Below are 14,815 nucleotides of genomic sequence, written 5' to 3' on the forward strand. Positions count from 1 at the left end.
AGTTTCACAGTTTTGTCATAACTTCCTGAAGCCAGCATTTCACCTTTAGGGTCAAAACTGACACTAGGAACTTGATTAGTATGCCCCACTAAAGTTTTGTAAAGTCGGGTTTTGACCTCACCTCTACTGATGTATCGTTGCCAAAGTTTGACAGTGCGATCGCTACTACCAGAAGCTAGCATCTGACCGTCGGGACTCCAAGCAACGCTCAAAACTCGCTTCTGATGCCCTTGAAGAATAGACGGTGTTGGGGCATCTAAACTCCATAGTTTCACGCTTTTGTCAAAACTCCCTGAAGCTAGAAATTTGTTATTTGGACTGAAAGCGATGCTGACAACAGCATCGCTATGTCCTTTGAAGGTTTTGAGTAAAGTACCAGTGATACTCCAGAGGTTTATGGTATTGTCTTCACCTGCGGAAGCTAACTTTTGACTATCGGAACTAAAGCTCAAACTCCACACTCTCTTGGTATGCTGCCGTAAAGTTTTGTAAAGACGAAAGTCAAAACCGTCTTTAGTGCTGTTAATTTCCCGCCGCCAAAGCTTTACTGTTTTATCTCGACCTGTTGACGCCAACAATTTACCATCTGGGCTGAAAACAGCCATCATCACATTCTGCTGATGTCCCTGCAAAGTTGTAACAAGGCTACCGTCCCGACGCCAGATTTTTACAGTTTTGTCGTCGCTGGCCGAGGCAATGAATTGACCATCGGGACTGAAGTTTACCCAGTTAACCCACCCTTGATGTCCTTTCAGTATTTTTACTAAACTGCCGTCTTTGCGCCAGATTTTTACGGTTGTATCCTGACTGGCAGTAGCTAACAACTCGCCATCAGGACTGAAACTAACGCTGTCAACAGAATCACCGTGTCCTTTGAGAGTTTTATATGGCTTGCGGTCAAATTTACCTGTAACTCGGTTTTTGCGCCAGATTTGTACTGTTTTGTCGAGGCTGGCGGAGGCTAAAGTTTGACCATCGGGGCTAAAAGTTACACAAGTAACAGCATCAGTGTGACCTTTGAGGGTTTGAAGTAAGATACCGTCAGGACGCCAAATTTTCACCGTCCGATCTTGGCTACCTGATGCTAGCAACTGACCATCTGGGCTGAAAGCTACTCCCCAGACAATATCAGCGTGCCCTTCCAAGCGGTTAGCCTCTGTTACCCCATAAACTGCCTGTTGCAGAGCTGTCACCACCCGCATTCGGGTATCTGGTTGCACTCCATCAGCCTGTTTAAGTTCTCTCCAAGCCCGCAAACTTTCTAATAGGGCATCAAATTCTTTATTAGAGGCAAATAAAGCTTCACTAGCAGCAGCGATCGCACTAATGTTCAAGTTGCTTTCACTGCGTTGAGCTCGTAGAGTTTGGTGGATTGCTGCTCTTTTTTGCAAGTCGGCTTGCCACCATAATGCTGCTATTGTTCCCCCCATGATTGCCAGCACTGCGCCTGCTATCCGTGCTTCTCGCAGTCGCCGTTGTAATACCAAATTGAGTTGCTTTTGACTAAGCTGTTGGGCAACTTCAGCTTTAGTTTTTTCAAGTTTGATTTTTTCTAATTCCGCGAGCATACCATAATTGTTCTTTTGGCGAATTGGTTCCACTAAATAATCGTGAACTAGCTGATAGCGATCGCCTAACTCTTCTCTAACTCGCAACACCAAACCTGAACCCACCAATATTTCTAAAATCAATTCCCCAACTGTGTCAAAGCTTGATATTGTATCTATATCATGATTATTAACTAATGCAGCCGCTAAATCAGCTTTAGTTTTTAACGGTCGCGTGCCCTTTTCATCAGTTAACTCAAATAATAGTTTCCAAGTTAATTCTTCATTCTCCTGACCACAATCTTTAATAACTTCCTCAAGCCAGCGTTCTACCAATTTTGCCGAGCCGCCGCAAAGTTTATATTGTCCGAGTGTAGTGATGTTTTCTATTTGTAGTTGAGCGCCAACTATTTGTAATTCAATTGGATGTACTTCGTCTAGTTCTCCTGTTAAATCCTGGACTAATCGGTTAATTAATTCATCACTCAGTTCAGAATGTGAACGCTGAGTAAGACTATGAATTATGGCTTTAGCATCCTGGCTAGAGAATTTTCCTAGATAGTAGCGAATATCCTTATCGAGAATATTTTTATTAATTACGCCTAAATCATATAAATTAATACTATTTTTTTGGCTCAACCGTTCAAATTCTAATAAATAATGTAAATAATCTTCTCTTAAAGACAGAATAATTTTAACAAATGAAATATTTAAACATTCACTAAAAAATTGGTAAAATTCTATTCTTTCAGTAGGAAGATTACTAATAAAGAAAAATTCTTCAAACTGGTCTAAGATGATAATTATTGTATAATTACGCTCGGTTGCTAACCGAATTTTTTCTAGGAGTATAGTGGGTGTAGAGTTAAGATTAACCGATATTCCTGTAGATGCCAGCACTTGATTTAGACAGCTAATCAAGACTGTGAGCCAATCAGTGTAAACAGACAGAACAATAGGTATAGGAATGCGTTCACCAATAACTTTACCTTTGAGCGCTGGGACTAAACCAGCTTTGAGAGTTGAACTTTTACCTACACCGGATGGGCCATAAATTACTGTGAGCTTGTAGTCTGCACGAGTAATTCTTTCAATTAAACGATTGACATCTTGCTGTCGTCCAGAAGCAGATATTTCTTGGGCAACTCCCTCAGAAATAAACGGTATTTTTTGAGATTCCAATGCTGGGTTAATTCTAGAGTGTTGCGGCTGCAATTGGCTTGCCCCAATGAAGGCACGAAAGCCATACTGATGTTCTATTTGTATTTTTTCTTGCTTGAGTTTAAAGGCTTCTGTATAGTCATGACGCTCAAAAAAGTAAAGCGATCGCAGTTCTTCTAAAATCTCTAAATAAAGAGATGGCTGATGTTGTAGCTCACAAACTACCCTCGCCCATTCGAGATTATTGATAGCCTCCTCTGGCTCACCGAGATGCCTCTGTGTACGTGCTAGCAAGAGAAGATACCAACTTTCTTGTCGTCGTCTTCGCAAAGCATCTTGCAGAGAAGCTTGTGTTACTTCTTCAGAGATAGAAAGTGCTGTATTCGCTAATTCATGAGCCAGTATCCAATTCGACTCAGAAGCTGCCACATTTGCCAAAAAGCCATAATCTTGAGCAACTTGTGCAGGGCTTCCATAGGTTTTATGTAGATGTAATGACTTTTGAGCTAATTCTTTTAAATCATCCCAGGCTTGTAAACGTTGCAGCATTTCACAAGCAGGTAAAATAAATTTAGCAACTAAGTCTTCTCTTTGTACCTCCTGCAATATTTCTAGGCATTGTTTAAACCACAACAGAGCATGTTCGCAATAGCTACTATTACTATTTTGATGTAAGTCTGCCATTCGGTGATAACACAACCCCAGATGGAATATTACTATTGCTTGCTTGAGTAAAGATGACAGGGGTAAAGAAGAATTACTTTCCCACTCTGCTACTCTCCTGGTTTCTTGCTGCCACAATGCTAGGCTTTTTTGATAATTGGCTAAAGCACCATTAATTTGATCGTTGGCGTATTTATCTCGTCCTATAACAAATTCTAAACTAGCTTCTAATCCTGCTGTTAATTTAACGCCGTACAGACGCAGCAAATCATTACGGGCTGATTCTATTTCGTGGCGGTGTTGAGACTTAGGATCTAAATCTAGGGAGGCGTTAGATAAAAATATTTCGGCACCTGCTTCTAAAACTTTGGCAAATAAAGATTCTGCCTCTTGGTGAATCAAAGCAATTAAATCTGCTTTTGCCATTTCAAATTTAATCGTGGTTGCAGCCCAGCTTTTAAAATCAGGTGCTAATCTTGAAAGTAATGATGCCACATCATCTTGTAGCCACAACACCACTGGAAATGGAAAAGTCGCGGCATAGATATCTCGCGCTTGGTTGATGCCTGTAAGTAAGTTTTGTATGTCTATAGTTGACTCAATACCAAAAACCATCACGCCTGATGGCAAAGAATCTGTAAGGACAGCAGGATTATCTAAAGATAGTTCTGAGACTATTGTGTTGTGTAAGGAAGTAGTTGATGGATTCAGAACGATTTCTCTGATATAGATGTCTTTGCTGATGGAGCGAATACTTTCTAACATTTGCTCACGTAATTGCCCATAGTTACACCGAACTAAAATAAGGGCAAATTGACCTTTGGAAAGTGCGATCGCTCTAATCAGTCTTTGCAAAGTATGCTGATTTTCTTTTGTGTAGATGTGTAGCTGCTTATCAGTAGTCATGGGTTATTGAGCATGGGGAATGGGGAATGGGGAATGGGAAATTAGGCATTAGTTATTAGTCCAATGGCAAATGACAAAGGACTAACGACTAATGACTCACGCAGCACTGTTACTTTTTTTGTTGCCAAGCTAAAACTTTTTCTGTTTCTGCTAGGGCTGGACTGATACCAAACCATCGCCCCAGAGGATCACGATATTCAAACAGATACATGCTTCTTAATAAGCTTTGATAATCAGACTCACCTTTAACTCTCTGCTGCTGCACTACTTCAAACAATAATTCCCACTGGGATTCATCAATAGCTAATAGCAAATCATCGCGGTAGTCCTTAATCACGGCTTCTAAGCAGTCTCTAGAAAAAGGTGGATCTTCTCGTTGTAAGCAGCTATAAAGTAAACCTAATAAATTACGAATATGACCACCACTAACGCGACATATACGATCCAAAGTTTGGGAGTGATCAAATAATTCTGTAATTAATAAAAGCCTTTCATTCAAAGGAACTTCTGGAAAAGCTCTTGCTAGAACTAATTGGCGGACTAGTGACATCCCTGGTTCATAGTCACTGCCATCTCTTTGGCGTACCAATACCATCGGTAGTACTTTTGGTGCAATCCCTCCCCCCAAACGATTTTTCAGTGTCTCATACTCATTGGAGAAAATTAACGTTAGGGGAATTGTATAAACTAGATGGCATTTGAGTCGGCGTAGCTGTTCGCCTCGGTCGATAAAGAGATATTCTGGTTGCGATCGCCCCGATGCTAAGGGACGCATATCCACTCGATCCAAATTATCTACAATTACTACTAATCCTTTTTGACCCCGTAGCTTTAGCTGTTCAACAGCTTTTTCTAGAATTTCTTCGTTAATTGCTTGCAAAATACTATTGGTACGTGGTTCTAGATATTGCCTTAGTTGATTCCGCGTCTGGGTGCTATCTTTGGTTTTAGCGGTAATTTTGGCAATACCCAACGATAACTCTGCTTGTCCAGAAAGCTCTATGGGGCTTTGCAAAAAATCGCCTACTTCTTTAAATAAATTGGTAAAGTAACCAGGTTTGAGTTTGATGTTAATGCCTTCTAAACTGGCACTGACTTGACGGGCTACACTCAGCAAAATATCGCTGATATCAATATCTGCCATATCTAAGTCTTGACTGGACTCAAAGTAAACTACATGAAATCCCGCTAATTCTAGTTCTGTCTTGAGGCGCTGCAATTCCGTTGACTTCCCGCAGCCAATGTGACCCGTAAATAACTGGCAGGTTGGCTCATCAGGAGAAATCCGAATGATAGTCCGCTGCAATTCTTCAACAATCTTGCAACCACGAACATCAGCAAAATCTATGTAATACTGGCGATCTAGCATGTTACTTATATTAAGCGTATAGCTTGGATTACATGCTTTATAAAAACGTGACAAATTTAATGTCGTTTTCATGTATCTAGAGGTGTATGTTGATGTGTGTGTAGATGTGTGTGTAGATGCAGTTAACTTGTATTTTTTATACCAAAAATCTCTAGCCTAGATGTAGGCACACAATTACTTCGCAAGTTGGTAGTATCTTGCAAAAGACAGCACTTGTTACAGATCGCTGTCAGTAGTATGGTAGAGATTTAGTTGACCCTAGTAACCTTAAGCATATCTGTCCTTTTTACACCTGCTATTGAGTTTTTGATAATCTGTAGCTTTTGTTTGACCTAGCACAATCCTTTATGGCTGAGTTAATTAGTAAAAAAGCTACTACATCTTATAGTTCCCAGTTTTGATTGCTAATGATAAAGACTGGTATGAATTATAGCAATCTACACAGAGACTTCAAAATATTTACATATCATTTCATGTTTTATTTGTCAAGGCTACAAGATTATAAATATCTAAATTAACCTTTTGTAATCTTTAGAGACAAGATGTTTGACGATCCCTTGTCGAAAAGACAACAGTAAGTTAAGAATGGACACCGGAAACTTTAATCGGAAGGATGATTAGCGCCACGTTCGTTATGTAGTTACTGTAAAGTGTTACTAAAAATAAAAAAAGTCTTGAGGAGAGCGGCTAATAGATGCTGGCAGTGTTTATTGAGATTAATAATGATACAAGGGCGTCAAGGAATTTGGATTGTAAGTAGAAAGGGGTTTGAATGGCTGGCATAATATCAGTTTCCCGCACCGATCTAGCCCAGCGCCGTAAGAAATTACGTCGGCAGAGGCAGATGAGAATTATTCAAGCTATTTGGCGAACTTTTGCCATTGCCGGTTTGGCGGTTGGATTACTGTGGGTGGCAGTCCAACCAGTGTGGATGCTAAAAAGTCCTAAACAAATAGCGATCAAATCAGGCAATCAGTCCCTGTCAGATGAGACAACTCAATCACTGTTGGTGCTATCTTACCCCCAATCTTTGTGGCGGATTGAACCGGCAGCGATCGCTAACTCTTTGAAGAAGCAACCAACTATTGCCCAAGCGATCGTTAGACGCCGCTTGTTTCCTCCTGGATTAAACATCGAAATCCAAGAAAGAGTCCCTGTAGCCGTGACTCAAACACCAAGTGGGCAAAATCAAGGCGCTGGCAACAAAAAAGTCACAATCGGCTTACTAGATGCAAGCGGGGCCTGGATGCCTTTAGAAAAATACACATCATTGAATCCAACTAAGAAATTACCCAATCTCAGAGTAATTGGATTGCCCAAACAATACTGTCTCTACTGGACTCAACTTCATCAAGCTGTCAGCCAAAGTCCCGTAAAAGTGATGGAAATTGATTGCCAAAATCCAACGAATTTAATTTTGAAAACAGAACTAGGAAATGTGCATCTCGGCGTTCCAGGCCCCCAACTGTCTGAACAAATTAAAGTACTCGCCCAAATGCGTCATTTAGCAGCAAAACTCAATTCCGGTCAAATAGAGTATATTGATCTGAAAAATCCCGAATTTCCATTAGTACAGATGAACCAAAAAGAACAAAAATTAACTTCCAAAACTCCTAAAAACATCTAGCGTGTTTAATGTATTGATAGCTCCTAGTAAATTAAGAAGCTTTATGCTGATAAATATATTTATTATTTTCAGTTTTCGAGCAAACCGTACGAAAATCGGCATTAACTTCTAATTAAAATGAGAAGATAAATCCTAAAATCTCTATTACGAGTAAAACACTTTCAATTATGACCCCTAACATCTAATAGTAGGGTGTGAGATGTTCGACAATCTAATGATGGGCTATGGCGTGCAAAACGCCTTCTATTCCAAAGACAGTTTACCGAAGTTTCAATCTGTAAAGGAAAATGCCGCCCAAAGTTGCGTAAGCATTGTTTCTGGGCAATCAGTTTAGACTATTCTGTGCCGTAATTCCTATTTGGTTACAAAACCTATGGAAAAATCTTGATTTGTTGACCACAGTAGTGAGGGTTCTTGTAAGATAGACTATTGCTCAAGCAAAGTGTCCATTAAGACCCCCCAAACAACAAATTAATCAGGTATAGTCTGACAAAGTAAATTATTGCTTACTTCAACCTTAGGGATAAGTAAGTATAAGGTAAATTTTGTGTCTAAAGTTGCAGCTATCTCCAATGGTGAAATCTATTAACAATATTATTGAGGTAGATCAGATGCGCTGTGGTGTGTCTTTACAAGTTCTGCCCTCTGTTGAGAATAATGAAGCGATTAATGTCTGGTTGAAGTTATACAGATCACTTTTAGATAAATGTAGGTATACTTCTCTAGAATTGGCTGTGCGATCGGTTGTCTTGAAGGCTCATCCCATAGCAAATTTTCGCACTGCCAATTCTGTTAGGCTTGGCAGTAGTGAAAACAATAAAGAACAGTGCCCTAGTATTGTGGCACTGTCAAACTAAAGTTGACTCTTAGGTGAATAACACCTGAAAAAGTCGTTTATCTACCCTTTGACAAATCCAATGACACTTGATAATAACCAAGGACTTAACTATAAAAATTCCCAATCTACGGGACAGCCGGGGTTCTCTCTGGCAGTTAACTCGACCAATCCCTTTAATAACTCTGGGTTGAACTTCGGACAAAATCACGATAATAAGAAGATTTCTACGGAAAATAGCCGAATTGGCGAGATTGTTCCTGGTCGGGTTGCCAACATCAAAGTGATTGGTGTCGGTGGTGGCGGTGGGAATGCCGTTAACCGCATGATCGAATCTGATGTCTCTGGGGTAGAGTTTTGGTCAATTAACACTGATGCCCAAGCTCTTACCTTAGCTGGCGCTCCCAGTAGATTACAAATTGGACAGAAGCTAACGCGGGGTTTAGGAGCAGGTGGTAATCCTGCCATTGGTCAAAAGGCAGCAGAGGAATCACGAGACGAAATTGCTACAGCTTTAGAAGGTGCAGACTTAGTATTTATCACTGCTGGTATGGGGGGTGGTACTGGCACAGGTGCAGCCCCAATCGTGGCAGAAGTAGCAAAGGAAATGGGCGCTCTTACTGTTGGTGTGGTAACACGTCCATTTGTCTTTGAGGGACGCCGCCGTACCAGCCAAGCGGAACAAGGTATTGAAGGACTAAAAAGTAGAGTAGATACACTGATCATTATCCCCAATAACAAATTGCTGGAAGTGATCCCCGAACAAACACCTGTGCAAGAAGCTTTTCGTTATGCAGATGATGTACTGCGTCAAGGGGTGCAAGGTATTTCTGACATCATCACGATCCCCGGTTTGGTAAACGTTGACTTTGCCGATGTCCGAGCTGTGATGGCAGATGCGGGATCGGCATTGATGGGAATTGGCGTTAGCTCTGGAAAATCTAGAGCTAGAGAAGCTGCGATCGCAGCTATTTCTTCACCATTACTAGAATGTTCTATTGAAGGTGCCAGAGGGGTAGTCTTTAATATTACTGGTGGTACTGACCTCACTTTGCATGAAGTGAATGCAGCCGCAGAAGCAATTTATGAAGTAGTTGATCCCAACGCCAATATTATTTTTGGGGCTGTAATTGATGACAGACTCCAAGGTGAGGTAAGAATTACTGTAATTGCCACCGGGTTTACAGGTGAAGTGCAAGCTGCGGTACAACAAAGCGTGGCTAACGTTCGAGTAGCACCTAATACCTCGAAGCGACCAACAACACAGCAACCAGCTGTTAATCCCCCAACCTCAACTCCAAGTTCAACTCCAACTCCAACTCCAATTCCAGAACCAAAAGAAAAACCTGGATTAGATATACCTGATTTTCTGAGAAACCGACGTACACCACGGAATTAAAAGATTTTGGATTTGAGGTTTTAGATTAAATTAGCAGTCTCAGGTTAGGCTGAGTGCTGTATAAAATCTGCTAGTTCCAGGGTTTTACTAAGAGCAGGGGTAAGCAATCTGTTGCCATCCCCAATTTTGCTAATGGGTAAAAACTCGTTAATGCTACTTTATAGAAATAAAATGAACTTGGGCAGGAGTCTGCTGGCTCACATGTCCAGCTATGCTTTTGGAACAAATAAACTGATGTAGTAAGCACAAAGCGTGTTTACTACAAACCTTCAAAACTTGAAGCAAAAAATAATTTACATTTATTTTTTGCTTTTTATTGTCTGTTCAAGCCATTGAATAACCTGATGACCAAGGTGAGTACCATCTAGGCGATCAATCTCACGAATTCCAGTAGGACTAGTGACGTTAACTTCAGTTAAGTAGCCACCAATAACATCAATACCTACAAAAATTAAGCCGTCTTGGCGTAACCGTTCGGCTACTTGGGTACAAATTTCATACTCTCTTGGGGTAATTTCGGTTTGAGCTACTGTGCCACCAGTAGCCATATTATTGCGAAAGTCAGTTCCGCTAGAGAGGCGATTGAGCGCACCAATTGGTTCGCCATTGAGTAGGATAATTCGCTTATCTCCTTCTTTTGCCTCTGGTAAATAGGTTTGCACCATTACAGGCACTCGACCTTGGAGGGTACTGAGTTCGACAATAGAGTTAAAATTGCGATCGCCTGATTGCAAAAATAAAATTCCTTCTCCAGCTTTGTTACCCAATGGTTTAAGAACTGCCGCCCCCTTGGCTTCGACAAATTGCCGGATAAACTGTTTATCAGCACTGACAATCGTTTCTGGAATCGCTTTGGTAAACTGTAGGGCGTACATTTTTTCATTTGCCCCTCGGATGCCGCTAGGATTGTTAATCACCAGGGTTTTATTTTGGTCAATGTAATCCAGAATGTAGGTGGCATAGAGGTAGGAATCATTGACAGGTGGATCTGTCCGCATAAATACAGCGTCCATTGTCTCTAAAGAAGTTAAGCAGGAATCGCTCAACTTATACCAAGGAGTCACCGCTACCCAGCGTCCCTCCAGCAACTGCACTGGTACAAGTTCGACTCGCTGTAGGACAGCCCAAGCTTTGCTCTCCACCACACTCAGCAGATTTGCCTGAGTCACCCAAACTTCGTGTCCCAGGATTTGCGCTGCTTCAATTAGGGCAACACTGGTATCATGACACGGGTCAAGCAGATGGATGGAATCAATGATAAAAGCCAGTTTCACCCTTTATACCTCAATCACCAAGAAATTAAATGGTTATTCAATTATTATCTCTTGATGCTCTCACCAATTGACGTATATATGTACTGCTGAGTGGAACCTAGTAGGTAAAGTCTTGTGGACAGATATGGCTTTTGTGAGATAAAAGTCTGTAACCAAGGAAGCGCGTAGTTCTCCAGAGTTGTAGCGACTGCCGTGTGTAGCGGCTTGTCGCTAGCTTCTAACAATATTTTCTGAAACTACACGCTCTTGCTAGAAGTTAGTAGTTCATCTAGCTTGCCTTGACTGTCTAAAGCGTGGATATCATCACAACCACCTATGTGATCATCATTGATAAAAATTTGCGGTAAAGAACGGCGTCCATTTGCTCTTTGAGCCATTTTATTTCTGGCTGCCTCATCTCCATCAATGCTGTATTCAATAAATTCAACGCCCTTGTTCTTCAGCAAACTTTTGGCACGAATGCAAAACGGGCAAGTTCTCCAAGTGTAAATTTCTACTTTTGCAGCCATAATGTCCTCAAATTGATTTCATGCTTCTTAATTTTAGAACTTTGCCACTTACTGTAGCTGCTCTATCCCGTTTTGACCTGATCTTTAAAAGTCGCTAACTGGGTTTACGATGCTTGATGAGGGTGAGTTCACTAGAACCCATGATTTAAAAATCCCACGGCTATAAGCCGTGGGAGTGTCCAATAAATTAGTAATATAATGTTTTAATGTGTGGTTAATAAGTAAATTTTATAATATTGAAGGAGACAGACCTGATCCCATGAGGAGATGCATCTGGTGTCTCCCAGTAAAACTTCTAGGCGACTGTTATTGAAGCTGATACTAAAGGTTTTTTCTTGGCTACTTTCAGCGCACCCACAGCAAATATGCCAAGGGCAACTACTGTAGTAGGCTCAGGCACTTGTTTAGGTGGTGGTGGTGGGGGTGTGTAGTAAGGTGCTTGTCCTTTGAGTTTGCTACTGTCTTCACGTTTGGTTGCAGAACCGACGCTCATTAGGCGCACTCCAAAGTCTTGCTGAGAAAACTGAGCTAACGTTAAAGCTTTGGAACTATGGGATAGGGTAAAGATGGTAGATTGAATGTCGCCTTTTCCTTTACCTATACCTTCTTGACCAATTTCTACTCCAGCATCAAAGGAGCCGCCACCACCGTTTAGATTGTTACTACTGCTACCAACAGAGTCAACTTTTCCAGCAGGTCCAAATTGTTTGCTTGTTACATCTGTACCTACTACTTGCAGACCACTCAGAAGCGTATCGTCGAAAATGTTGAAGAAAACACCACGGATGTCAGCAATTGTGTTCTTGCCAGTGGATAAATAATCTACTTTAAACTGAACTTTGCCAGATCCTGCTATTGCGTCATCCAAAGTAAACTTCACCTGAGTATCTGCACCGGTGAAGTCATTGATAGTGAAACTCATTGAAGCGGCATTAGCAGGGGCAAAAACAGAAGATGATATCACAACAGCAGTAGCAGCTAAGAAGGAAGGTATTGCTGCCGTGGAAAATGGATGTTTCATGTTAATCAATGTTTGCAAAACAAAATGGTAAGATTCAGTTGCTAATCATGGGAATTTTGCTGTTTGCTATCCATGTAAAATCAGATGCATCCAGTGACAGCCTTTTACTACTTTAGAGATTCAATTAGAAGTTGTCTATAATACCAGCCTTAGTTCAAAAAGACTTTATTTTTGGCTTTATATAAGAAAAAGCCCAGTATTAATACTGGGCTAGGTTAAAATAAGAACTTATCAAAATTAACAGTATTTACCGAGAGTCAACGGCGTATTCAATTAGCTTGGCAAGACGCTGACGTAAGGTTTCTAATCCCAAGCGCTGACTCGCAGAAATAAACACCGCTAGGGGGAATTCTTCTCTAGCTAAAGCTAGTGTCTCACTATTGGCTTGATCAATCTTGTTAAAAATAACCAGCGCTGGGCCAGGAGTTATTGGCATTTGCGCCAAGATTTCTCTAACTGAGCGAATATGACGCAACCAAGCGGGGTGAGACAAATCCACCAAATGTAGTAGAGCATCGGCTTCTGTGACTTCCTCTAAGGTGGCGCGGAAGGCATCCATTAACGATGCAGGCAGTTCGTGTATGAACCCCACTGTATCTGTAATCAGAATTTCTTGAGGTTTATCAGCTTCGCCATGAGGAATTACCAGACGGCGCGTGGTAGGATCAAGAGTGGCAAATAGCTGGTCGGCTGTATAAACTTCTGCGTTAGTTAGAGCATTCAGTAAAGTAGACTTGCCAGCGTTAGTATATCCAACCAAAGCCACTGAGGGAACTTCTTCATGCTGTCGTCGCTGTCGTAACCGTGAACGATGCGCTTGCAATTGGTCTACTTCTTTTTGTAGTCGAGAAATGCGCTGCCCAATAGCACGGCGTTCAGTTTCCAGTTTTGTTTCACCAGGACCACGAGTTCCAATACCACCACCCAATCGGGACATGGTGCGACCTCTACCAGCGAGTCGCGGTTGCATGTATTCTAATTGTGCTAATTCTACTTGCAATTTACCAGCACGGGACTGAGCGCGTTGAGCAAAGATATCCAAAATTACTTCGGTACGATCAACCACACGGATACCAATTTGCATTTCTAAGTTGCGGACTTGGGAAGGTGAGAGGTCACGGTTAAAGACGACGAGATTAACTCCTAGTGTTTGGGCAGTTAGGGCAATCTCTTGCACTTTACCTTCGCCAACTACTGTCTGGGGATGAATGCGTGATCGCTTTTGTTGTATTGTCTGTAATACATTTCCCCCAGCTGTATCAACTAAATGCGCCAATTCCACTAGGGTGTCTTGGAATTGTGGGGGGGTTATCTCACTGGTCATCAGCCCTACAATTAGCACGCGATCGTGGTCAGAATCTACTTCCTGGGCGACAAATTCACGCTGGAATTCCGCTTCCAGATTTTCTACCAAGTCTACTAAATCCTGTTCTGCGAGATCATCCAAGCCCAGAGGTGGCGATATATTCCAGCTTGGGGATTGAATTTGGCTCTCTTCTACTTTGAAAGCAGCAGGACTAGTAATCAGCGTGCGAGACTCTTGGGGTATCAGATGAGCTAGATAAGCTTCTTTGACATACCCAGTCGCACCGCCTCCCCGTCGTGTAAATCCTGTTCCGGTAATGTTTAGGACTACTAGGGCATCTAAGCGTTGTAGTGCCATAGCCGTGAGTGCCGCCTCATTTGGCGGTTCTGTCTTGAGATGGGTGGCGATGCAACGAATACCACTGAGTCGTTCTGCACCGTAACGAGGCAATTCTAGAGGTGGTATTTGTGTTTGACGCGGTGTACCTACCCCGACGCGAATCACTTGTCCGCGACGGTTGATGTAGGCGCACACAGGCTGATTGACTTCTGTACTAATTGCTGCCAGACGCTGGGAAAACTCGGACGTGGTGATGCGATCGCCCGGTATACGCTGGTGATACAGCCGCTGTAGTTGTTTCAGCTGGCTGGACTTTAAACCTTGGAGATTTCCAAAAATAGTTTCTATAGGCGTTTATGACCAGTTAAATGGTCCCCCGAATCCTTATATGTCTATTTTATAACAGGGTTTAGGCTCCTATCTCTCTCTTTTGAGGGATGCATTGTGAATTAGTTGGCGGAGGATATTGACTTGAGGCTATGACGGTTCTCTAACCCTCAATCCCTTCCCTACAAGGCTACTGTTGGTCAACGAAGAGGCAGGAGAAATTGACCCCATCAAGAACTGCTATGAAATGAAGGGGACAACATGGGTTATCAGTTATCAGAGGAATTTATTAAATAATTCGTAATTCGTAATTAAGTTTTACAATGGTGATTTGAACCCCACCGCAAAACATACTGGCTGTAGAGGCAGGGGATTAAACCCGCAAACTTTGTTAAATATCCAACACCAATTTTGCAGTTACAGGTTGAAAAATACAAATTAACACTGAACCCTCATCAGTTGTTGCAGTTGGTTCTTCTTGGTAAGGCAACTGCAAAAAATAAATTATCCAATTTCTGGACTTCACTACGAC

Annotated in this window: 9 protein-coding genes; 3 read left to right on the top strand and 6 right to left on the bottom strand. The window is 41.8% G+C overall.

All coding sequences use genetic code 11. The features are described 5' to 3' along the window. Together ACFE90_RS16785 and ACFE90_RS16790 are read right to left on the bottom strand one after the other, a co-directional pair. Nucleotides 1–4,277, bottom strand: a 4,277-nt coding sequence (locus ACFE90_RS16785; RefSeq protein WP_375502414.1) for a hypothetical protein, incomplete at its 3' end; no start/stop codon positions are given. Nucleotides 4,278–4,386: 109 nt separating this feature from the next. After that, on the bottom strand, nucleotides 4,387–5,718 hold the full coding sequence (locus ACFE90_RS16790) for a P-loop NTPase fold protein (RefSeq protein ID WP_375502416.1): 1,332 nt from the start codon (nucleotides 5,716–5,718) through the stop codon (nucleotides 4,387–4,389). A 700-nt stretch (nucleotides 5,719–6,418) separates the two neighbouring features. On the opposite strand from ACFE90_RS16790, the gene ACFE90_RS16795 reads away from it, so the two are divergent. The 3 genes from ACFE90_RS16795 (at nucleotide 6,419) to ftsZ (ending at nucleotide 9,507) form a co-directional block, all read left to right on the top strand. Continuing rightward, a complete protein-coding gene (locus tag ACFE90_RS16795; RefSeq protein WP_375502418.1) occupies nucleotides 6,419–7,273 on the top strand; it encodes a cell division protein FtsQ/DivIB in 855 nt (284 codons plus the stop codon). Nucleotides 7,274–7,845: 572 nt separating this feature from the next. Continuing rightward, complete coding sequence (locus ACFE90_RS16800) at nucleotides 7,846–8,130, top strand: hypothetical protein (RefSeq protein ID WP_375502420.1); 285 nt, start codon at nucleotides 7,846–7,848, stop codon at nucleotides 8,128–8,130. Nucleotides 8,131–8,190: 60 nt separating this feature from the next. After that, complete coding sequence (gene ftsZ, locus ACFE90_RS16805; protein WP_375502422.1) at nucleotides 8,191–9,507, top strand: cell division protein FtsZ; 1,317 nt, start codon at nucleotides 8,191–8,193, stop codon at nucleotides 9,505–9,507. A gap of 299 nt (nucleotides 9,508–9,806) precedes the next feature. Here the strand turns inward: ftsZ and gshB are convergent, their stop codons facing one another. The 4 genes from gshB to hflX all read right to left on the bottom strand — a co-directional run bounded on the left by gshB (nucleotide 9,807) and on the right by hflX (nucleotide 14,304). Beyond that, the gene (gene gshB, locus ACFE90_RS16810) at nucleotides 9,807–10,781 is read right to left on the bottom strand and encodes a glutathione synthase (protein ID WP_375502424.1); all 975 of its coding nucleotides are present in this window, start codon (nucleotides 10,779–10,781) and stop codon (nucleotides 9,807–9,809) included. Nucleotides 10,782–11,017: 236 nt separating this feature from the next. After that, nucleotides 11,018–11,290 carry a glutaredoxin 3 gene (grxC, locus tag ACFE90_RS16815; protein WP_100900687.1) on the bottom strand — a complete coding sequence of 91 codons (273 nt, stop codon included), beginning with the start codon at nucleotides 11,288–11,290 and terminating at the stop codon, nucleotides 11,018–11,020. A 295-nt stretch (nucleotides 11,291–11,585) separates the two neighbouring features. Beyond that, complete coding sequence (locus ACFE90_RS16820) at nucleotides 11,586–12,311, bottom strand: PEP-CTERM sorting domain-containing protein (RefSeq protein ID WP_375502427.1); 726 nt, start codon at nucleotides 12,309–12,311, stop codon at nucleotides 11,586–11,588. Nucleotides 12,312–12,558: 247 nt separating this feature from the next. Beyond that, a complete protein-coding gene (gene hflX / locus ACFE90_RS16825; RefSeq protein WP_375502429.1) occupies nucleotides 12,559–14,304 on the bottom strand; it encodes a GTPase HflX in 1,746 nt (581 codons plus the stop codon). Nucleotides 14,305–14,815 lie beyond the last annotated feature (511 nt).

The organism is uncultured Nostoc sp. (assembly GCF_964245445.1).
Taxonomy (GTDB): domain Bacteria; phylum Cyanobacteriota; class Cyanobacteriia; order Cyanobacteriales; family Nostocaceae; genus Nostoc.

Coding starts and splice junctions, on each gene's coding strand:
- ACFE90_RS16790 (WP_375502416.1), bottom strand. CDS start 5,718: ATGAAAACGACATTAAATTTGTCACGTTTTTATAAAGCATGTAATCCA.
- ACFE90_RS16795 (WP_375502418.1), top strand. CDS start 6,419: ATGGCTGGCATAATATCAGTTTCCCGCACCGATCTAGCCCAGCGCCGT.
- ACFE90_RS16800 (WP_375502420.1), top strand. CDS start 7,846: ATGGTGAAATCTATTAACAATATTATTGAGGTAGATCAGATGCGCTGT.
- ftsZ (WP_375502422.1), top strand. CDS start 8,191: ATGACACTTGATAATAACCAAGGACTTAACTATAAAAATTCCCAATCT.
- grxC (WP_100900687.1), bottom strand. CDS start 11,290: ATGGCTGCAAAAGTAGAAATTTACACTTGGAGAACTTGCCCGTTTTGC.
- ACFE90_RS16820 (WP_375502427.1), bottom strand. CDS start 12,311: ATGAAACATCCATTTTCCACGGCAGCAATACCTTCCTTCTTAGCTGCT.